The 17457-nt window shown below is 66.3% G+C and carries 15 protein-coding genes; all 15 read right to left on the reverse strand.

All coding sequences use genetic code 11. The annotated features are described in order from the left end of the window. Positions 1 to 5 precede the first annotated feature (5 nt). Positions 6 to 1706 (reverse strand): hypothetical protein, encoded by a 1701-nt coding sequence (locus JWP60_RS18815; RefSeq protein WP_299794821.1) that lies wholly within the window; start codon positions 1704 to 1706, stop codon positions 6 to 8. Beyond that, positions 1703 to 3427, reverse strand: coding sequence for a hypothetical protein (locus tag JWP60_RS18820; protein ID WP_299794823.1), 1725 nt, complete (start codon positions 3425 to 3427; stop codon positions 1703 to 1705). Before JWP60_RS18820 ends, JWP60_RS18815 begins: the two co-directional genes overlap by 4 nt. A 4-nt stretch (positions 3428 to 3431) precedes the next feature. Next, positions 3432 to 4805 carry an NAD(P)/FAD-dependent oxidoreductase gene (locus tag JWP60_RS18825; RefSeq protein WP_299794825.1) on the reverse strand — a complete coding sequence of 458 codons (1374 nt, stop codon included), beginning with the start codon at positions 4803 to 4805 and terminating at the stop codon, positions 3432 to 3434. A gap of 36 nt (positions 4806 to 4841) precedes the next feature. Further along, positions 4842 to 5228, reverse strand: coding sequence for a GtrA family protein (locus JWP60_RS18830; protein WP_299794827.1), 387 nt, complete (start codon positions 5226 to 5228; stop codon positions 4842 to 4844). Further along, the gene (locus JWP60_RS18835; protein WP_299794829.1) at positions 5225 to 6199 is read right to left on the reverse strand and encodes a glycosyltransferase family 2 protein; all 975 of its coding nucleotides are present in this window, start codon (positions 6197 to 6199) and stop codon (positions 5225 to 5227) included. The genes JWP60_RS18830 and JWP60_RS18835 overlap by 4 nt, the downstream gene beginning before the upstream one ends. After that, positions 6180 to 6872: an NAD-dependent epimerase/dehydratase family protein gene (locus tag JWP60_RS18840; RefSeq protein WP_299794831.1), complete on the reverse strand. Its 693-nt coding sequence runs from the start codon at positions 6870 to 6872 to the stop codon at positions 6180 to 6182. The genes JWP60_RS18835 and JWP60_RS18840 overlap by 20 nt, the downstream gene beginning before the upstream one ends. Positions 6873 to 7063: 191 nt before the next feature. Further along, positions 7064 to 8722 carry a hypothetical protein gene (locus JWP60_RS18845; protein WP_299794833.1) on the reverse strand — a complete coding sequence of 553 codons (1659 nt, stop codon included), beginning with the start codon at positions 8720 to 8722 and terminating at the stop codon, positions 7064 to 7066. Positions 8723 to 8802: 80 nt separating this feature from the next. Beyond that, a complete protein-coding gene (locus JWP60_RS18850; RefSeq protein WP_299794835.1) occupies positions 8803 to 10341 on the reverse strand; it encodes a bifunctional glycosyltransferase/class I SAM-dependent methyltransferase in 1539 nt (512 codons plus the stop codon). Positions 10342 to 10364: 23 nt separating this feature from the next. Then, positions 10365 to 10721, reverse strand: coding sequence for an EamA family transporter (locus JWP60_RS18855; RefSeq protein ID WP_299794837.1), 357 nt, complete (start codon positions 10719 to 10721; stop codon positions 10365 to 10367). Positions 10722 to 10830: 109 nt separating this feature from the next. Further along, positions 10831 to 11787, reverse strand: coding sequence for a glycosyltransferase family 2 protein (locus JWP60_RS18860; RefSeq protein WP_299794839.1), 957 nt, complete (start codon positions 11785 to 11787; stop codon positions 10831 to 10833). A 1-nt stretch (position 11788) separates the two neighbouring features. Next, a complete protein-coding gene (locus tag JWP60_RS18865) occupies positions 11789 to 14014 on the reverse strand; it encodes a carbamoyltransferase C-terminal domain-containing protein (protein ID WP_299794840.1) in 2226 nt (741 codons plus the stop codon). Beyond that, the gene (locus tag JWP60_RS18870) at positions 14014 to 14601 is read right to left on the reverse strand and encodes an acyltransferase (protein ID WP_299794842.1); all 588 of its coding nucleotides are present in this window, start codon (positions 14599 to 14601) and stop codon (positions 14014 to 14016) included. Before JWP60_RS18870 ends, JWP60_RS18865 begins: the two co-directional genes overlap by 1 nt. After that, positions 14601 to 15932, reverse strand: coding sequence for an ABC transporter ATP-binding protein (locus tag JWP60_RS18875; protein ID WP_299794909.1), 1332 nt, complete (start codon positions 15930 to 15932; stop codon positions 14601 to 14603). Before JWP60_RS18875 ends, JWP60_RS18870 begins: the two co-directional genes overlap by 1 nt. A 76-nt stretch (positions 15933 to 16008) precedes the next feature. After that, positions 16009 to 16881 (reverse strand): ABC transporter permease, encoded by an 873-nt coding sequence (locus tag JWP60_RS18880; protein ID WP_299794844.1) that lies wholly within the window; start codon positions 16879 to 16881, stop codon positions 16009 to 16011. After that, positions 16878 to 17426 carry a dTDP-4-dehydrorhamnose 3,5-epimerase gene (rfbC, locus tag JWP60_RS18885; protein ID WP_299794846.1) on the reverse strand — a complete coding sequence of 183 codons (549 nt, stop codon included), beginning with the start codon at positions 17424 to 17426 and terminating at the stop codon, positions 16878 to 16880. Before rfbC ends, JWP60_RS18880 begins: the two co-directional genes overlap by 4 nt. Positions 17427 to 17457 lie beyond the last annotated feature (31 nt).

A 17457-nucleotide genomic window follows, 5' to 3' on the forward strand; every position in this document is an offset into this window, starting at 1 on the left:
GCGCATCACTTCCGGTTGTCGTTGCGGTACACCGACACGCGCTCCATCCCGGACACGCGAACCGGACCGGCGATGCGAGTGAAGCCGCCGCGCGCCAGAATCTGGTCGCGGTAGGCGATTGCGTACGGATTGATCGGGTGGTGCTCGATCAGCGTGTTGCCGTCTTCCGGGAAGATCAGGTAATCGACATTGCGCACCGCGTCGGAGACCAGGCCCGCCACCTTGTCTTGGTCGCTCGCACCCGGCAGCGCCTTCCAGTCGTAGGGGTTGGCGAAGCTGACACCGAGGTCGGCCGTCTTCAGGTGCACCCGGCCCTTGATGGCGTTCGAGCCGTTCAGCGGCACGAAGCCCCGATCGAAGATCAGCGAATTGAAGACCACCGTGGAATCGAGCGTGCCCACGTACGTCACCTCGAAGGACGCCTCGCGTTTGCCGCGCGCCGCCAGGTCGGCGTCGATCGCGCCGGTGATGTTCTGCAAGGCGGGCGCCAGCGGTCGCCACGGGTCGGCGTTGGTCGTGTGGGTCCGCACGCCGCCCCAGGCGGTGATGACCACCACGGCGCAGGTGGCCAGCACCGCAGCGCCCACGAGGTGCACATTGGCCGCAGAGCCCGGCCGCCCGGCATACGGTGCCAGCGCGAACATCAGCAGGCCAGGCACCGACGTCATCGAGACGTAGGGATTGCCGAGACTGGTGCCCAAGGCGATGAGGAAGCCCACCGGCAGCAGGCCCGTCAGCAGCATGGCCCAGTTCAGCCCGCGCGCGAGGGGCTGCCGACTCGCCACGCGCTGGCAGACGGCCCCGAGGAACACCGCGCCTGCCAGCACGGCCACCGGCAGGCCCATGTGGGTCGCAAACACCAGGCGCAGGTGCCCGATGCTTTGCGGCAGCGGCAGCCGCGCGAGCGCGTCGTAATTGCGCGCCGTGTAGTACTCGTATAGCAGCTGGAAATTCAGCACGTAGAACCAGCCCGCCAGGACGGCGGCCGTGACGCCGGCTGCCAGGTAGTCGAGCAGGCGGCGACGGCGATCGACTCGGGCGACGACCAGGTCGGTGACGCCGGCAATGACCAGCAGCAGGACGACGTAGACGGCGCTGGTCGCGCGAAACAGCAGCGCGGCGGCGAGTGCAACGCCCAGCAGAAACCAATGCCGGCGCGCTCCGGTCGCCCGCGCCACCGCCAGCACGGCGCCGGCCGTGCCGAGTGCAAGCGCCTGCGCGAGGTCCATCCGAAGGTCGGACAGTCCGCCGTTGAAAAAGAACACCGCCGCGTACGTGACGGTGAGCATCGCGAACGCCGCCGCCATCGGGCGTTCGTAGCAGGCAACGCGGCGGAAGAACAGATAGGCGGCGGCGACCTGCGCCCCGACCAGCGGCAGTTGCAACAGCACCGCGTCGGCGCGGGCAGGCTGGAGCAGCGGCCCCAGCAAGGCCGATTCCACCCAGGGCAGGAACACGGTCGAATTGACGCTGCCCAGGCGCACGGCGGAGAGCACGCCTTCGCTGCGAGCGCGCACCATCAATTCGGCCATGAAGTTCATGTACGACAGCGAGTCGTAGAAGGGGCCGTAGGAGCGGTAGTAGAGCCCGTTGAGATAGATGGCGAAAGCGGCCAGCGCTACCACGGCCAGGCCCATGGCGAGCACGGTCGTGCGGGCGGAGACCGGCAGCGCTGCCTGCGGCACGGACATGGGGCTGGTGGTCAATGGGCGTGCTCGTTCCAGTACACCGATACCGACTCCATGGGCGAGATGCGGATGGGCCCGACCACGCGGGTGACGCCGGGGCTCGACGTCAGCAAGTCGCGGTACGCGAAGGCATAGGGCGTGCTGGGCAGGCCAGGCTGCAAGTGGGTGCTGTTCTCCGGGACGATCAGGTAATCGGCATCCTTGAGCGTGCCGGCGGCCAGCGTGTGGATCTTGTCCTGGCCCGTCGCGCCGGGAAGCGCGTTCCACTGGATCGGGTTCGCCAGCAGACCCGGGCCGCGCATCTCGCTCGCCATGATGGCCAGCCCGTCGCGGGTGGAACGGGTGGTGATGTCATAGACGTAGCCCTGCTCGAACACCAGCGAGTTGACGACCGCGACCGAGTCCAGGCCACCGGCATACGCGACGTCGAACTTGACGAGATCCCTGTTGCGCATCTGCAGGTCGTGGTGGATCGCGTTGGTGAGCTGCGTCAGGCCGTCCATGGTCGGCGTGTACGGCGACGCTGCGCGCGAGTGTGTGTCGATGGCCACGGGCACCGCCACGAGCACCGCCACCGCGCCGGCCACGACGTAGCTCACGGTCCGCCGGCGGCTCCACACGGTCTCGGTGCTCGCCGCGTACGGAGCCAGCCCGAACAGCAAGGCGCCGGGAACCGCCACCATCGACACATAGGGATTCAGCGCCGCGCCGAACAGCACCAGGAAGCAGAGCGGCAGCAGGCCGGCCAGCATCGGCAGCCAGTTCAGCCCGCTGCGGAACGACTGGCGGGACGCATGGCGGGAGTACAACTGCGTGAGGAACACGAACACCATCAGCAGGCAGATCGGCTTGCCCAGGTGCTGGCTCACCAGGAAGCGCAGGTGGTAGACGCTCTGGCTCAGCGGCAATCTCGCGTTGGCGTCGTAGTTCCACACGAGGTAGTAGTAACGCAGGTAGGCAAAATTGACGACGTAGAACCATCCCGAAATGGCGAGCGCCACGCCGCCGCCGACGAAGTAGCGCGCCAGCCGCGGCTTGAACTCGCTGCGGTACAGGATGAAGTCGATGACGGCGGCTACGCCGCACAGCAGCACTGCGTACACCGGGGTGGTGGCGCGGAACAGGAAGGCCACGCCGAGGATTACGCCGAAGATGAGCCAGTCGCGCAGCCGCTGCGTGACGCGCGCCACCGACAGGAAGGCGACAGCGGCACCGAAGGCCAGCGCCTGCGAAAGGTCCAGGCGCAGGTCGGACAGTCCTCCGTTCACCCGGAACACCGCGAGGAAGGACACCGTCACCATCGCGAAGCACACGCACACCGCCTGCGGATAGCGCGCGATGCGGCGGAAGAAATAGTACGAACCGAGGGCCTGCGCCAGCACCAGCGGCAACTGGATCAGCACCGATTGCTCGCGCACGGGGTTGACGAACAGCGCGAGCAGCGCCCCTTCGAGCCAGGGAAAGAAGACGGTTTGGCCGCCAATCGCCACCCGCAGCGCGGCCTTCATGTCCTGCGCGCGCACGGTGCCCATCACCTTGGCGAGCTGCGTGGTGTACGACATCGAGTCGTAGAAGGGCCCCTGCCGTGAGTAGTAAACCTGGTTCAGGTAGGTTGCATAGAGGGCCAGCAATGCGATCAGGGCCAGCAGCACCAGGACCGGTTTCGTGATCCAGGTCCCGGCGGTATTGGTCGGTTCCGTTGCCACCCAGTTGGTCGCTTGTTGTGACGCGTCCATCATCGCCTCAGGTTGTCACCGGTGCCGGCAGGGCGGCGCCGCTGCGGTCCCTGAGCGGCTGCGCCAGCCGCTCGGCCACCAGGGCTGCCATTGCCCTGCCCTCGCGGATCGCGTAGTTGGTGCCGCGGTCCTCGGGATAGATCTGCGCCATGGTGGTGACGTGGCCATTGGCGAATGGTGTCTCCACCCCGGGCACGTAACTGGAGTAGTCGCGCTCGGTCACCGGCTGCGCGTACTCGGAACGCCACACGCGGAAGTCCTGCACCCACGAGCGATCGAGCTTGGGGAACATGCGCTTGAGGTGCGACAGCGCGAACTCCAGGTACTGCTCGTCGCTGTATTGCCAGACCGGATCTTGCACCGCGAGATAGCGCGAGAGAAAGGCGATGTGCGAGCCCTTGTAGTTCTCGGGCAGGTCGAAGTTGGTGTGCTCGATCACTCCCACAAACGGGAAGCCGGCATCGTTGACATTGAGCCAGTAGGTGTCCGAGAGGCTGCGGTCCAGGCGCAGCACCAGGCACATGTTGCCCAGGTACTTCACGCGCCGCAGCTTCTGCAGCCATGGCGCGGGCGCGCTGCCTTCGAAGATGTCGGCGATGATCGGAAAGGCGGGCGTGAAGACGAACTCACGCCCCTGCACCTCGCCGCCGTTCGTGCCAAGCGCGACGATCCGGCCGCCCTCGCTGCGCACTCCGGTCACGGCCTGCCCCAGGCTCACCTCGCCACCCAGGCGCCGGATCTCGGCCACCATGGCTTCGGCGAGCCGGCCGAAGCCGCCCTTGAAATAGGCCAGCTCCTCGCCGCCCTTGGCGTTGCGGGTGCTGCCGCGCAGCACCAGCTTCTTCCACATCCATACCGCGTTCACGGCTTCGGCGAACACCGAGAACTTGGACTCGATCAGCGGCTGCCACACCACGCGGTACACGCCCTTGCCGCACAGCGGCTCCAGCCATTCGCGGATGCTCAGGTGCTCGATCGTCTTCCAGTCCTTGATACGGCGCACCTGCAGCACGAGCAGGCCGAGGCGGAAGCGGTCGACCAGCGACAAGGCGGTGAAACGCAGCAGGTCCAGCGGCGTGGAGAGCTTCCACATGCGGCCGTTGAAGTACATCCCGGTGCGGCTCGGAAGGGTGACGATGTTGCCCTCCATCCCCAGCTCCTTCACCAGCTCCGGCACGAACACGTCGTTGTTGAACCAGTGGTGGTAGAACTTCTCGATGCGCACGCCGTCGGAAAATTCGAAGGTGCCTGCCAGCCCGCCGACGGAATCGTCCGCCTCGATCACCCGCACGCTGCGGCCCTGCCTGGCCAGCGCGTAAGCGGTGGTGAGTCCGGCGAAGCCGCCGCCGACGATCACCGCGTCGTATTTCTTTTCGGTCATTGTCTGTCTGGTCTGCTGGGGGGCGCCCGCGTGGTCTCACGCGGGCGATTGCTGCGGTGTCTCGTTGAACGTGATGCGGCGATTGAGGGAGAACTGGATCAGCACCACGAAGGGCAGCGTGAGCAGCTTGGCGATGCGCGCGTCCATGCGCAGGTGGTCGACCAGCACCCACAGCATGGCCGCCGAGGCCGTGAAGCCGACCGCCGCCACGCCGAAGAAGATCGCCATCCGCCGCAGCACCTTGCTCTTGACGCCGAACGTGATGCGCCGGTTGAGAAAGAAACTCAGGAGCGTGCCGGCCAGGTAGCCCGCCACGTTGGCGACCTGGTAGCCGACGCCCGCCGTGACCAGCAGGTAGTAGGTGGCGTAGTCCGTGCCGACGCCGAGGCCGCCGCAGATGCAATACAGGAGAAGCTGGCTCACCGGGTTCCTTCCGTGCTGGTGGTGTGCGCGAGGCCCACCGTCTGGTCGATCACGTACTGCGGCCGGCCGTTGATGGTCAGGAGCACGCGTCCGAGGTATTCGCCGATCATTCCCAGCGCGAGCAGTTGCGCGCCGCCCAGGATCAGCAGCGTGACGATCAGCGAAGACCAGCCCACCGGCATGATGTTGATGGTGAAGCGCTGGAGCACGAAGAACAGCGCCAGCAGGAAGCCCAGGCCGGAGAAGATCATCCCGAGCAGGGACGTGAGCCGCAGCGGCACGATCGAGAAGTTGGTGGCCATCTTCAGCCACAGCGACACCGACTTGCGCATGCCGTACCGGCTGGTGCCGGCGAAGCGCCCGTGGTGGTCGACGTCCACCGTCGCGATGTTGCGGGTCGCCTGCAGGATCAGGCCATCGATGTACACGTAAGGGCCGCGGTACTTGAGGATCTCGTCGCGGATCTCCGACTTCATCGCCCGGAACGGCGACAGGTAAAGATCGTGCGGCTTCTGCAGCAGGTAGTCGGCAACCGCGTTGTTCAGGCGGCTGCCCATCACCTTCCACGCCTTGTGTTGCCGGTTCTTGAAGCGCGCATAGGCGATGTCGTGGCCGGCGTCGAGCTGCCGCACCAGCGCCGGGATGTCGCGGGGCGAATGCTGCAGGTCGTCGTCCATCGTGACGATCACGCGGCCGCGCGCGCGGCCGAAGCCCGCCATCAGCGCATTGTGCTGGCCGGCGTTCATGCGCAGCAGGATACCGTTCACCGTGGGATAGCGCGCGCTCAGGGACTGGATCACGCGCCAGCTGTCGTCGGGCGAGCGGTCACACACGAAGATGATCTCGTGGCTGGGGGCGACGTCCGGCGCGGCGGAGAGCTCCTTCTCGATCTGCGCAACGAGCTCGGGCAGTACGGCCTCGCTGCCGTAGACCGGCACGACGATGGACAGCTCAGGACGCGTCGGAACCATAGTACTTCTCAATGACCCGGCGAACGTAGGTGCTGTCGAATCGGACGCCGCACGCCGCGGCGACCGCGACGGCGATGCTGGTGTCGATCGGATAGCTGCCTCCGGCCTCTCGCCTGGTGTAGCACGCCCCGCGACCGAGCACGGCCTCGAACACGCGCACCAGTTCGGGGATCGAGGTGTAGAAGGGCGAAGCGATCTCGGTGATCCTGCCCTCCCCGCCGCCGTCCTGCAGCAGCTTGCGCACGATGCAGGCAACGTCGTCGACGTCGATCAGGTTGCGGCGCGCCTGCGTCCACGCCTCGAACGGCTCCCCCGTGGAGACCTTGCCGTACAGATAATTGGTCAGCGTGTTGGGATTGCGGGTGCGGCCCACCACCTGCGGCAGGCGGAAGATGGCGAACCGGGGCGACCCGCGCACAAGTTCCTCCATCGCCTTCTTGTGCGTGACGTAGGGAGTGCCGGCGAGCTCCTCGTCGTTGATGCTGCAGGTGCTGAAGTAAAGCAGCAGCGCGGGGCGGTCGACGAATTGCTCCAGCAGCCGGCGCTCGCGCAGGAATTCCTCACCTCGCATCTCGCGCGAGTTCGACACGCCGGAGGCGTAGACGACCACGTCCTCCGCTTCCTCGTAAAACCGACGAAACGCATTCGCCAGGAGACCGTTGCCGACGATCATGGCGCACCCACCCGCGCACTCGGCATCGGCAAGTCACCACGGCGCAGCCCCCCCCCTGTGTGCGACGCCAGCACTCGAACACACGCGACGATCATCAAACTTCTACTCCCTCCACCATGCGCGGCGAGCCCCGGCCGGGCTGCCGCATTTCACCGAGCATCTCTGGTGCGCGAACGCGGGTCCTGCCGTCCTCAATACGGCGATGGTCGCATGTTCAGGTAAGCCGCGTCACAGAAGCCCTTGCCGTCGCCGGAGAAGGCCATGCGAAACCAGCCGTCCGCGGCAAATGCCGCATCCAGTTCGTGGCAGTCCTTGACCCTGGTCTTGCCGCGCAGAAAAACGTTATCCAAGATGACCGCGTGTACATGGCGCCGCTGCAACTCCGCGACGATGGACCCGGAGTTCATGGTGTTCATTGCAGGAATGGATTCCAGGGGCAGCGCCGTCACGCTGGCCGAACCGCAGATGTAGTTGCGCAGTTCGGAGGTGTACTCGCCGATCGCAAGTTCATGTCCGTTGCGACACAGCAGGTACTTGTGGTCCTTGAGCAGCGTGTAAAGCTCGTTCAGCCGGCCCGTCATGCTGGGAAGGTTCAATGACGCATAGCTGGGAACCGCGAGGACGGCGGCGATGGCCGCCACCACGAACAGCTTGTCAAGGGCCACCGTCGCCCGCGGCCACGCAGTCCGCAACAGGCGGCAGAGTGCCACGAGCAGGATGAAGCCAAAGCCAAGCAGGTAGGATGGGCGGGGCCGCTGTGTCAGGACAACGGCCAGCGCCACCGCGATGTTTGCCACCAGCAGGACGAGAAAATCCACGTCGCGTGCGCTCAAGGGGGTCGGCGTCGCGCGGCGCCGGCGCCAGGCAAAGACCGCTGCCGCGACGGCGAGAGCGACGACCGCCATCGCCAGGACCGTGGGGTAGACGTCGTTCTTCATGACCGGCGCGTAGTCCGGATTGCCGCTGAACGAGGTCGCGTTGAATGCCAGGACCTGCAGGCCGGCTGGCAGCAGCGAGAGATTCCATGCGAAGTGTTCCAGCGTCGCGCCGGGGTTGGCCAGCAACATCTCGGTGATCGAGGGGCTTTCGTCGCCGAAATCCCTTTTCATCAGCGTCTGGCATTCCGTCCAGGGGCTCTGCGTCCAGTCGGAGTAGCGTTGCTGGTAGCCGAACGCGTAGACTTGGCACATGTTGAGCCGGTGCTTGGGCGCCGAAGCCTCGTTGATCTGCCGCCATCCCTGGAGGGTGGAGATCTGGTAGAAGTAGGCCACTACGAGCAGCGTGAAGACCGCGACCACGCCCCCGCGCCAGGCATACCGGCGCACTCCGGCCCGGTCACCGACACGCACACGCTGGTACACGCGAAACAGGAAGTACAGGCCCAGCATGCCGAAGCAGATGATGTTCTCGTTGCGCAGGAGAACCGTGGCGAGGGCATAGAGCGCGACCAGCAGTGGCAGACGCCAGTCCGACTCCGAACTGCAGATCCCCACGGCACAGAACGCGACGACCGCCCCGAACAGGTGTACTTCGTAGAGCGTGTCGTAGTGGATGGGAAGCGCCACCCACCAGAGGGCCACCAGGAAGCCGAGCAGCGGGCCGAGGTAGCGTTTGCCAGCCCAGGCTGCGAGCAGCGTGGTAGCGACAACCAGGGCAACGCGATGCACCAGCACGGCCGCACGGGCATCCTGGAACAGGCTTTCCATCCAGCCGAAATAAGCAGTGTAAAGCGGCGACCAGAGGATGTTCACCTGCCCGGACCTCACCCAGCTGGAGGCGTCCAGGAAGTACGCCGACGTATCTCCATAGGTGGTGTCCCGCCACCAGATGCCCCAAAGCACCTTGGACATGACGAGGATGACCGCAGCCCAGTACCAAACAAGGTGACGCCCCGAAAGGGGCGCCACGGTCTGGAGAAAATCCCTTGCCTTCATGGAGCCGAATGCATGGCGTCGCTCTCGCGTTGCGGCGCCGTGCGGCCCGCCGCCGGCCGGATTGCGTGTTGCAGCAGATATTCCGGCGTCGGCCGCGGCCGTGCCACGATCAACGTCTGGTAGGCGAACAGCCCCGGCAGGATTCGTGCAAGCCATGAATTGACCGTAAGAAGAGTACGAGAAAGGCGATTGAGTCCGACCGCCAAGGGATAGGGAGCGGGAACGACCCGCTTGGCTTCGATCTGGTAGCCCGCATAACGCAGGATGCGTTCCAGGGAAGCCACCGTGAACAGGCGGGTATGGGTGATGTCCAGGATGCCGCGCTTGCCGTAGTTGAACTGCCCCATCAACATCATGAGGCGGGTGACGAAGAAGCAGACATTGCCCGAACTCATGATGACCCGCGCGCGGGCGTTGCCATTGAGCGCTGCGCGCAGGCGCCGGAGAAACTCTTCCGGTTCGGCCAGGTGCTCGATCACGTCCAGCATCACGACTTCGTCCAGCGACTTCCAGTCCACCGCCGGCAGTTCGCTATTCAGGTTGCAGCGCTGGTACTCGCAGCCGGAGATAGCGCGTTCTGGCTCGAGGTCAGTGCCGACCACGGTGCATTGCTTCTGTGCATGCAGCGCCTCGGACAGGTAGCCGTCGGCGCACCCGAGATCGAGCACGCGGCTGCCCGGAGCGACCAGGCCAAATGCCAGCGAATGGGTGCTGGAGAAACTCAGCTTGCTGACGTACTTGCGGATCCAGGGCGGCGCCACGTCAAACTTCGGGTCGTAGAAGATCCCGAGGGAGATCAGCCGGGCCTTCACCGAGGCGCGGACCACATCACCCGCGTACTTCAGCCCGTTGACGTGGCACACCTCGTCGCCATAAAAGGTCGGGATCGCGATTTCCTCGATCGGGGCCCGCGAGAAGAGCAACTGGACGATGATCTCGGTGTCGAAGTGGAAATCGTTGGTGTTGTATTCGAATGGAACACCGGCGAGCACGGCGGTGGAGTACGCCCGGTAGCCGGTGTGGAACTCGGAAAGCCTGGAACCGAGCAGCCGGTTTTGGAACCACGTGAGCACCTGGTTGCCTACGAATTTGTACAAAGGCATCCCGCCGCGCAGTGCGTTTGCCTTGGTCAACATGCGGGAGCCGAACACAGCACCCAGGCCCGGCTTCAACGTGAACGGAAGCACCAGATCGGGGATCTTCTCAGGCGCGTACTGACCGTCACCGTGCAGAAGCACCACGACGTCAAAGCGATGATTGATGGCGTAACGGTAGCCGATCTTCTGGTTGCCGCCATAGCCCTGGTTGACCGGATTGCGCAGGACGGTCACCGGGTAAGGGTATCCGGCATCGACGTGCTGCTGCGCCACCTCGGCCGTGCTGTCCTTGCTGCAGTCGTCGATCACCAGCACCTCGGCGTCGTACGAGGCCGATAGCGTCTTCGGGATGCGGTCAAGGACGCCCCGGATCGTGCTCTCGGCGTCGTATGCCACGATGAAGATCAAGACCTTGAGGCGGAGCTCTGGACTGTTCATGGAGAAGCCTTTTTGAGAAGACGTCAGCGGCCGATCAAGGCCACGCCAGCGAGGATCAGGAACATGCCGAGATAGTGACTGCTCTGCAGTTTCTCGTCGAACACGAATTGCGAGATGAGGGGAACGAGCACATAGGTGACGGCAAGCACCGGGTACGCGACGCTCAAGGGCGTCTTGGAGAGAACCTCCAGCCACATGAGCAGGGCCAGTCCGTAGATCAGCAGTGCGACGGGCAGGAACGGCTGGCGAAAGGCCCGGAGCAACACTTCAGGAGAGAAGTTCAGCGGCCCGACCTGCGTCATGGCGTACTTGAGCAGGATCTGTCCGCAGGCAGAGATCGACGCTGCGAACAGCGGCAGCCAGATGGACGTGGCTTTCATGAGCGGGGCATCTCTTTTGTGATGTTGGGTTGGAAGCGCCGGGCGCCGATCGTAGCAGTTGGGCTGGTTCGCCCTTCGCGCTTCGCCATGGGGGTTCGCGCCTCCTCGCTTAGGTGGGCACCCGCAAGGTCCTGCGGATCCTCCAGACCAGGTCGGTAAACACGTGCCGCCGCAGGTAGGGGCGTACCGCGGACCACACCTCCGCGTCGCCCGGAACGCGCCCGAGCATGCGTTCGCGCAAGCGTGTCATCTCCTGGATGCCGGTGCTGCCGATTTCGGCGGAGGTCTTCTGCGCGGTGTGGATGCGAAACGCGCCAAGGAAGCGCGGCAAGCGCGCGAAGCGCGCGCCCGCCTGGCGAAAGCGCAGGATCAGGTCCCAGTCCATCGCGAAGCGGAAGGACTCGTCGACCTGCCCGCCTGCCTTCTCCCAGATGCTCCGGCGCCAGAACATGGTTTCCTGCGGGATGTAGTCGGCCCAGGACAGCACCTCGTCGTCGTGCGGCGGCATCATCCAGCGGCCGATCTGCCGGTCCTGCTCGTCGATCAGGATCCGGTGCCCGTAGACCACGTCGACTTCGGGATGCCGGCTGAAGTAGCGCGCCACGTAGGCCAGCGTGCCGGGCAGCAGGAGGTCGTCGGAATTGAGCCAGCCCATGATCTCGCCCGAGGTCTTGGCGAAAGCGAGATTGATGGCGTGCGACTGGCCGCGGTCCGGCCGCGATTCCCAGGAGGCGAGGCGGTCCGCGTAGCGTTCCAGGACAGGCACGGTGCCATCCTGCGAGCCCCCGTCCTGCACGATGTATTCGAGGTTGGGGTAGTTCTGGTCGAGCACGCTGCTCAGCGTCCGCTCGATGTAGGAGGCCTGCCCGAACGAGGGCGTCACCAGCGAGATCTTCGACGCCTTGCCCAGCCGAACCGGGCGGTAGTAGTGCGCCGGCAACTTCATCACCTGGGGCTGGAACTGCACCAGGCGTCCCAGCCGGAACGCGAAGATGGCGCGCAGTCGCGCGCGCGCGCCCTGGCCGGCGCTGCGGAAATATCGCAACGGATGCTTGAGATCTTGCATGTCAGATGCTCCCGGAACGCTCCGCGGCCAAGGCGTGCTGCAGCTGCCGGATCACGGCCTCCTTTTCCTGCAGGCTGCCAGTCAGGTCCATGAGGGCCCGGTGCTTTTCCTGCAGGTCCCCTTCCTTCTCCTGCAGGTGAAACTCCTTCTCCTGCAGGCTGCCCGTCAGCACCTGCATCTCGGCGTGCAGGCGCAACAGCGCATCTTCCTTTTCGTGCAGGCTGGCGGTCAAACCCTGCAGGTCGCCACTGAGTCCGAGCAGCGCGTCCTCCTTGTCGAGGAGGCTACCGGTGAGCACCTGCAGGTCGTCGGTCAGCCTCTCGAGCGCTGCTTGCTTTTCATGGATGACAGCCTCCTTCTCGTGGATGACGCTCTCCTTCTCGTGGATCTCGGTTTCCTTCACTTCCAGCTCCGCCTGCAGTGCGGCCATACGGCGCGACTGCAGGCCAAGCAGCAGCGCGCCGGTTTTCGCCTTGGGCGCCGGCTGGCGCACGCGCTCCTGCAGGTAACGCAGGGCCAGCGTCTGATTGTCTTCGAAGGCCACCAGGATGCCGTCGTCCAGGTAGAGGTAGTCCAGGCCGGACTCGAAGAAGCCGCGCAGCGCATCCTGTGGCGAGCACACGATCGGCTCCTCGTGGATGTTGAACGAGGTGTTGACGATCGCCGGCACGCCGGTGCGCTGCACGTATTCCGTCAGCACGGCGTGGATCAGCGGATGGTGTTCGGCGGTGACGATCTGCGGCCGCGCGGTGCCGTCCACGTGCACGACCGCCGGACACGCGGCGCGCATGGCCTCGGTGCAGTCGACGGTGACAGTCATGAATTCCATCGCGTGCGCCACGCGCTCCGAATCGACATAGCAGCGCGCCACATCCTCGGCGCGTGTCATCGGCGCGAACGGCATGAACTCGGTGCGGTTCAGGCGCGCATTGAGCTGCTGGTTGATGTCGGCCTGGGTGGCCTGCGCCAGGATCGAGCGGTTGCCGAGGGCGCGCGGACCGAACTCCGAGGCGCCCTGGAACACCGCCACCACCGCGCCGGCCTCGAGCAGCGCCGCGATCTCACGCGCCGGCTGCTCCACCTGGCGGAAGCGCACGCCTTCGCTGCGCAGCGCCTCGCGCACCTGCCCGGCGCCATAGGCCGGCCCCAGGAACATGGTGTGGGTGGCTGCGGGCGCGAAGCCCGGCTCGCGCGACTGCACATGCCAGGCGGCGCCTAGCGCCGTGCCGTCGTCCGTCATCGGCGGCGCCACGAACAGCCTCTCGAAACCGCTCTCCACCGCCCGCTGGTTGATCCTGACGTTGGCGAACAAGCCGCCCGCCAGGCACAGGTTGGGACTGCGCCAGCCCAGGTCGCGCGCCTGCCCCAGCAGGCCCACGATGTGGTCCTCGGCCACGGCCTGCACGGTGGCGGCCAGCTCCTCGCGGCTGAAACCAGCGGCCTCGGCGCGGTAGCTCTCGATCCGGCCCTCGCTGGTCACCAGCATCGGCACCTGCTGGTCGTCGTACGCGAACACCCATTCCATCACCGCTTCAATGCCGAAGAAGTCGTCCTCGAACCAGTGCCGCAGCAGTTGGCGGCAAGCCTCCGTGGGACGGCCGTAGGCGGCCAGGCCGGTGATCTTGCCTTCGTGCTTGTTCGGCGTGAAGCCGAGCAGCGCCGTGACAAAGGTATAGAGCGACGTGATCTTGGCGTAGTGCAGCGCGCTGAACTGGTCCAGCACGCGCAGGCCTTCCGCGCGAGTGGCCTGGAACAGGCCACCGAACCACGGGCTGTTGCACATGCCGCCGTCATAGGTCAGGCACAGCGCCTCGTCGAAGCCGCTGCCCCAGAACACCGAAGCCGCGTGCGCGACCTGGTGGGGCACGAACTCCTTCGCGCAGGGCAGGCGCTCGAGGAAGTCGTAGAAGGCGGGCGGATGCCGCAGGCCGTCGGTACGCGCCTGGGGCAGGCGCGCCTTGAGCAGCCGGCTTTCTTCCGGCTGCGGCCAGGCAAACGCGGCTTCGGTCGACACCGCAACCTTGCCAATGCGGTCCCAGGGCAGCCCGTCCAGCAGGGCCCAAGGCGGGCGGCCGTCCTGCTTGACCCGGCTCAAGCGCTCAAGGGAAGCAGCGAAGACCGGGCGGCCGCCGGGCGCCACGATGGCGATGGCGCTGTCGTGCATGCCGCTGTAGTTCAGCCCGAGCGTGCAGTTCGCCGGCAGGGAAGGCAGTTCGAAAGATCGCATCAGGAGTCCAGCGGTTCAAACGTATGAGGGCAGAACCAGGTATTGCCCAGGTGCCAGACTTTGTCGGGCAAGTTGCGGTAGCCGATGACCTTGGCGGGGACGCCCGCCACGATCGCACCGGGCGGGACGTCGTCAATCACCAGCGCACCGGCGCCGACGATCGCGTTGTCGCCGACCACCAGGTTGGCGCCCGAGATCGTCGCACCGACGCCGATCCACACGCCCCGGCCAATCGTGAGCGGCCCGGAGAAGGGAACGAAGCTGTCCTTGTCGTGGCCGCCGTTGGAGATCACGATGTCGGCGGCGAACATCGCGAACCGGCCGATCGTGACGTCGGAAAAATTGTAGACGTGCACGTTCTTGCCGATCACCGCGTAGTCCTCCAGGACCAGGCGGCCCGCAGCCAGCAGCCACTCGAAGCCTTCGTCGACGGCGACCCCGCGGCCCACCGTCGCCCCGAGCTTGCGCAGGAACCGGTTCTTCAGCTCCCACCGGTGCGGCACGTGCGCGCGTGGCGTCAGCCGGTCGGCGAGGTACCGATACAGCGCGGTCATGAGCGAGGGTGGCGTGATCAGGTGCTGGGCCATCAGGACACCTCGGGCTCGAAGCGCGCGGCGACCGGCAGGCCCGCCTGACCGAGGAAGGGCGCGGGCTCGTTCTCGTAATCCCAGCGTACCTGCATCGGCCCGAACCAACCGGTACTCTCCAGCACGCGCCCCTGGTTGGGGCCGGCGGGCAGGCCGAAGCTCACGTCCATGGAATACAGGCCGGCCTCGATGGTGCAGTCCAGGCTCATCTCGAACATCGCCCATTGGCCCGGGGCGGCGCGCAGCGCCTCCAGGCCCAGGAAATAGGACCCGGTGCAGGTGACGATCTGGTCGAACTTGTTGCGCAGGATCAGCGAGACATGGCCCGCCTCGGTAGCCGGGGTGCGGAAGAAGACCTGCACCGCCAGCTTCTGTCCCATGCGCACGCTGGTGCAGGGCTGGCCATTGCCGTCCCGCAGCACCACCGCCAGCAGCCGCGAGGTGTCGGGTTCGGGGCTGCGCCAGACCGCCGATGCCAGCGCGGCCTCGATCGGCTCGCTGCCGCGGCCACCACGCCGCGCCCCGGCGTCGCGCGCCACCGGCTCGCCCTCGCTGCGGCCGGCGTCCGTCTCCGAGAGGTAGCGGCGCACGGCTTCCTGCGTGTCGCCGATGAACACGGCCTGCCCCTGGCGCAGGTAGACGGAGCGCGGACAGAGGTCCCGCACGGTGCCCATGTCGTGCGAGACGTACAGCAGCGTGAGCCCGTCCTCGCGCATGCGGCGGATGCGAGCGAAGCACTTTTGCTGGAAGAAGAAATCGCCCACGCTCAACGCCTCGTCGACGATCAGGATCTCGGGATTCACGTGCACCTGGATCGCGAAGGCGAGACGCACGTACATCCCGCTGGAATAGGTCTTCACCGGCTGGTCGATGAAGGCACCGATGTCGGCGAAGGCCAGGATGTCGTCCAGGCGCTGCTCGATCTCCCGCACGGTCATGCCCAGGATCACGCCATTGAGGAAGACGTTCTCGCGGCCGGTGAATTCCAGGTTGAACCCGGAGCCCAGTTCCAGCAGCGCCGCGATGCGGCCCTGCGTCTGCACCGTGCCGTCGGTGGGGCTGAGGGTGCCGCTGATCATCTGCAGCAGCGTCGACTTGCCCGAACCGTTGCGGCCGATGATGGCCACCGACTCGCCGCGCGCCACCTCGAACGAAACGTCGCGCAGCGCCCAGAACTCGCGGAAGTAGTGCCTGCATGGCTGGCCCAGCAGGTTGCGCAGCGGCGGCAGCAGGAACTGCTTGAGCCGGTCGCGCGGCTGCTGGTAGATCGAATGGCACTTGCTCAGGTGCTGTACGCGCAGGGCAAAGCCGGGCGCGGCCGGCGCGTCCAGGCGCGCGCCGGCCGCGCCTTGGCGGCCCGCGGATTGCGGTTGCGACCGGCCGGCGCCAGTGGCCGGCGTCGCTGGCTCAAAGGACGTCTGCAAAGCCCTTCCTCGTCTTCTGGAACCAGGCAAACCCCAGCCACGCGACCAGCAGCGCGCCTGCCATGTAGCGCGCCAGCCCCGCCCAGTCGGGCGCATGGCCCCACACCAGTACCGCGCGCGATTGCTCGATGATGAAGGTGAGCGGATTGGCCTCGATCACGACCCGGAAGCGGGGAGGCACGGCCGTCACCGGATAGAACACCGGCGACAGGAACATGAGCACCATGGTCACGATCGAGATGGTCTGGCCCACGTCGCGCAGGAACACGCCCAGCGACGCCAGCAGCCAGGCCAGCCCGGTGGCCAGCACCACCAGCGGCAGCAGCACCAGCGGCAACAGCAGCGCCGTCCAGTGCAGCGTGCCGCCAGGCACCAGAGCCTGCGCGAGCAGCAGCACGACCAGGCTCACCAGCGCGTGGAACAGGGCCGCGCCCACGGCGACCACCGGCAGCACCTCCAGCGGGAACACCACCTTCTTCACATAGTTGGCGTTGTGCAGGACCAGCGTGGGCGCGCGATTCAGCACCTCGGTGAACAGGCCGAGCACGATCATGCCCACGAACAGCACGATGGCGAACACCGCCTTCCCGTCCTCTGCCCCGGCAGTGTTCCAGCGCGCCTTGAACACCTCGGAAAACACGAAGGTGTACACGGCGAGCATCAGCACCGGATTGAAGAAGGACCACACCAGCCCCATCGCCGAACCCTTGTAGCGGCCCACGACTTCCCGCCGCACCATCTGGACGATCAGTTCCCGCTGGCGCAGGAGGCTGCGCGCCAGGAAGGCGGGCGAGGTCGGGGGCGCGGCGTGCGGATCCAGGGCCTGCCCGCCCGGAAAGGGAAGCGGCGCGCTCATGGAAAGAGCTCCGCCTGCGCCAGCGGCTTGCCGTCTCGGTCCTTGGGCGACAGGGTCGGCTCGGCCCCGGCCAGCCCCCAGTCGACGGCGAGATCGCGATCGTCCCAGGCGATGGTGCGTTCGTGCTCGGGCGCCCAGTAGTCGGTGGTCTTGTAGAGCACCTCGGCGGTCTCGGAGCGCACCACGAAGCCGTGGGCAAAGCCTTCGGGCACCCAGAGCTGGCGCTTGTTGTCCGCCGACAGCACTTCGCCGATCCAGCGGCCGAAGGTGGGCGAGGTCCGCCGCAGGTCGACCGCCACGTCGAAGATTTCGCCGCGGGTGACTCGCACCAGCTTGCCCTGCGGCTGCCGGATCTGGTAGTGCAGCCCGCGCAGCACGTGCCGGGCCGAGCAGGAATGGTTGTCCTGCACGAACTGCACGCTGCGGCCGGTGGCGGCCTCGAAGCGGGCCTGGTTGAAGCTCTCGAAAAAGAAGCCGCGCGCATCCCCGAACACCTGGGGCTCGAGCAGCAGGACGGCGGGAATGGCGAGCGGCGTGGCTTTCATCGGACAAGGCAGGGCGGACGGGAGGGCACGG

Source organism: Ramlibacter sp. (genome assembly GCF_028291745.1).
GTDB lineage: Bacteria > Pseudomonadota > Gammaproteobacteria > Burkholderiales > Burkholderiaceae_C > Ramlibacter.

Excerpts from the sequence above, each read along its gene's own strand:
- JWP60_RS18820 (WP_299794823.1), bottom strand. The coding sequence starts at position 3,427 with ATGATGGACGCGTCACAACAAGCGACCAACTGGGTGGCAACGGAACCG.
- JWP60_RS18825 (WP_299794825.1), bottom strand. The coding sequence starts at position 4,805 with ATGACCGAAAAGAAATACGACGCGGTGATCGTCGGCGGCGGCTTCGCC.
- JWP60_RS18835 (WP_299794829.1), bottom strand. The coding sequence starts at position 6,199 with ATGGTTCCGACGCGTCCTGAGCTGTCCATCGTCGTGCCGGTCTACGGC.
- JWP60_RS18840 (WP_299794831.1), bottom strand. The coding sequence starts at position 6,872 with ATGATCGTCGGCAACGGTCTCCTGGCGAATGCGTTTCGTCGGTTTTAC.
- JWP60_RS18845 (WP_299794833.1), bottom strand. The coding sequence starts at position 8,722 with ATGTCCAAGGTGCTTTGGGGCATCTGGTGGCGGGACACCACCTATGGA.
- JWP60_RS18850 (WP_299794835.1), bottom strand. The coding sequence starts at position 10,341 with ATGAACAGTCCAGAGCTCCGCCTCAAGGTCTTGATCTTCATCGTGGCA.
- JWP60_RS18855 (WP_299794837.1), bottom strand. The coding sequence starts at position 10,721 with ATGAAAGCCACGTCCATCTGGCTGCCGCTGTTCGCAGCGTCGATCTCT.
- JWP60_RS18860 (WP_299794839.1), bottom strand. The coding sequence starts at position 11,787 with ATGCAAGATCTCAAGCATCCGTTGCGATATTTCCGCAGCGCCGGCCAG.
- JWP60_RS18865 (WP_299794840.1), bottom strand. The coding sequence starts at position 14,014 with ATGCGATCTTTCGAACTGCCTTCCCTGCCGGCGAACTGCACGCTCGGG.
- JWP60_RS18870 (WP_299794842.1), bottom strand. The coding sequence starts at position 14,601 with ATGGCCCAGCACCTGATCACGCCACCCTCGCTCATGACCGCGCTGTAT.
- JWP60_RS18880 (WP_299794844.1), bottom strand. The coding sequence starts at position 16,881 with ATGAGCGCGCCGCTTCCCTTTCCGGGCGGGCAGGCCCTGGATCCGCAC.
- rfbC (WP_299794846.1), bottom strand. The coding sequence starts at position 17,426 with ATGAAAGCCACGCCGCTCGCCATTCCCGCCGTCCTGCTGCTCGAGCCC.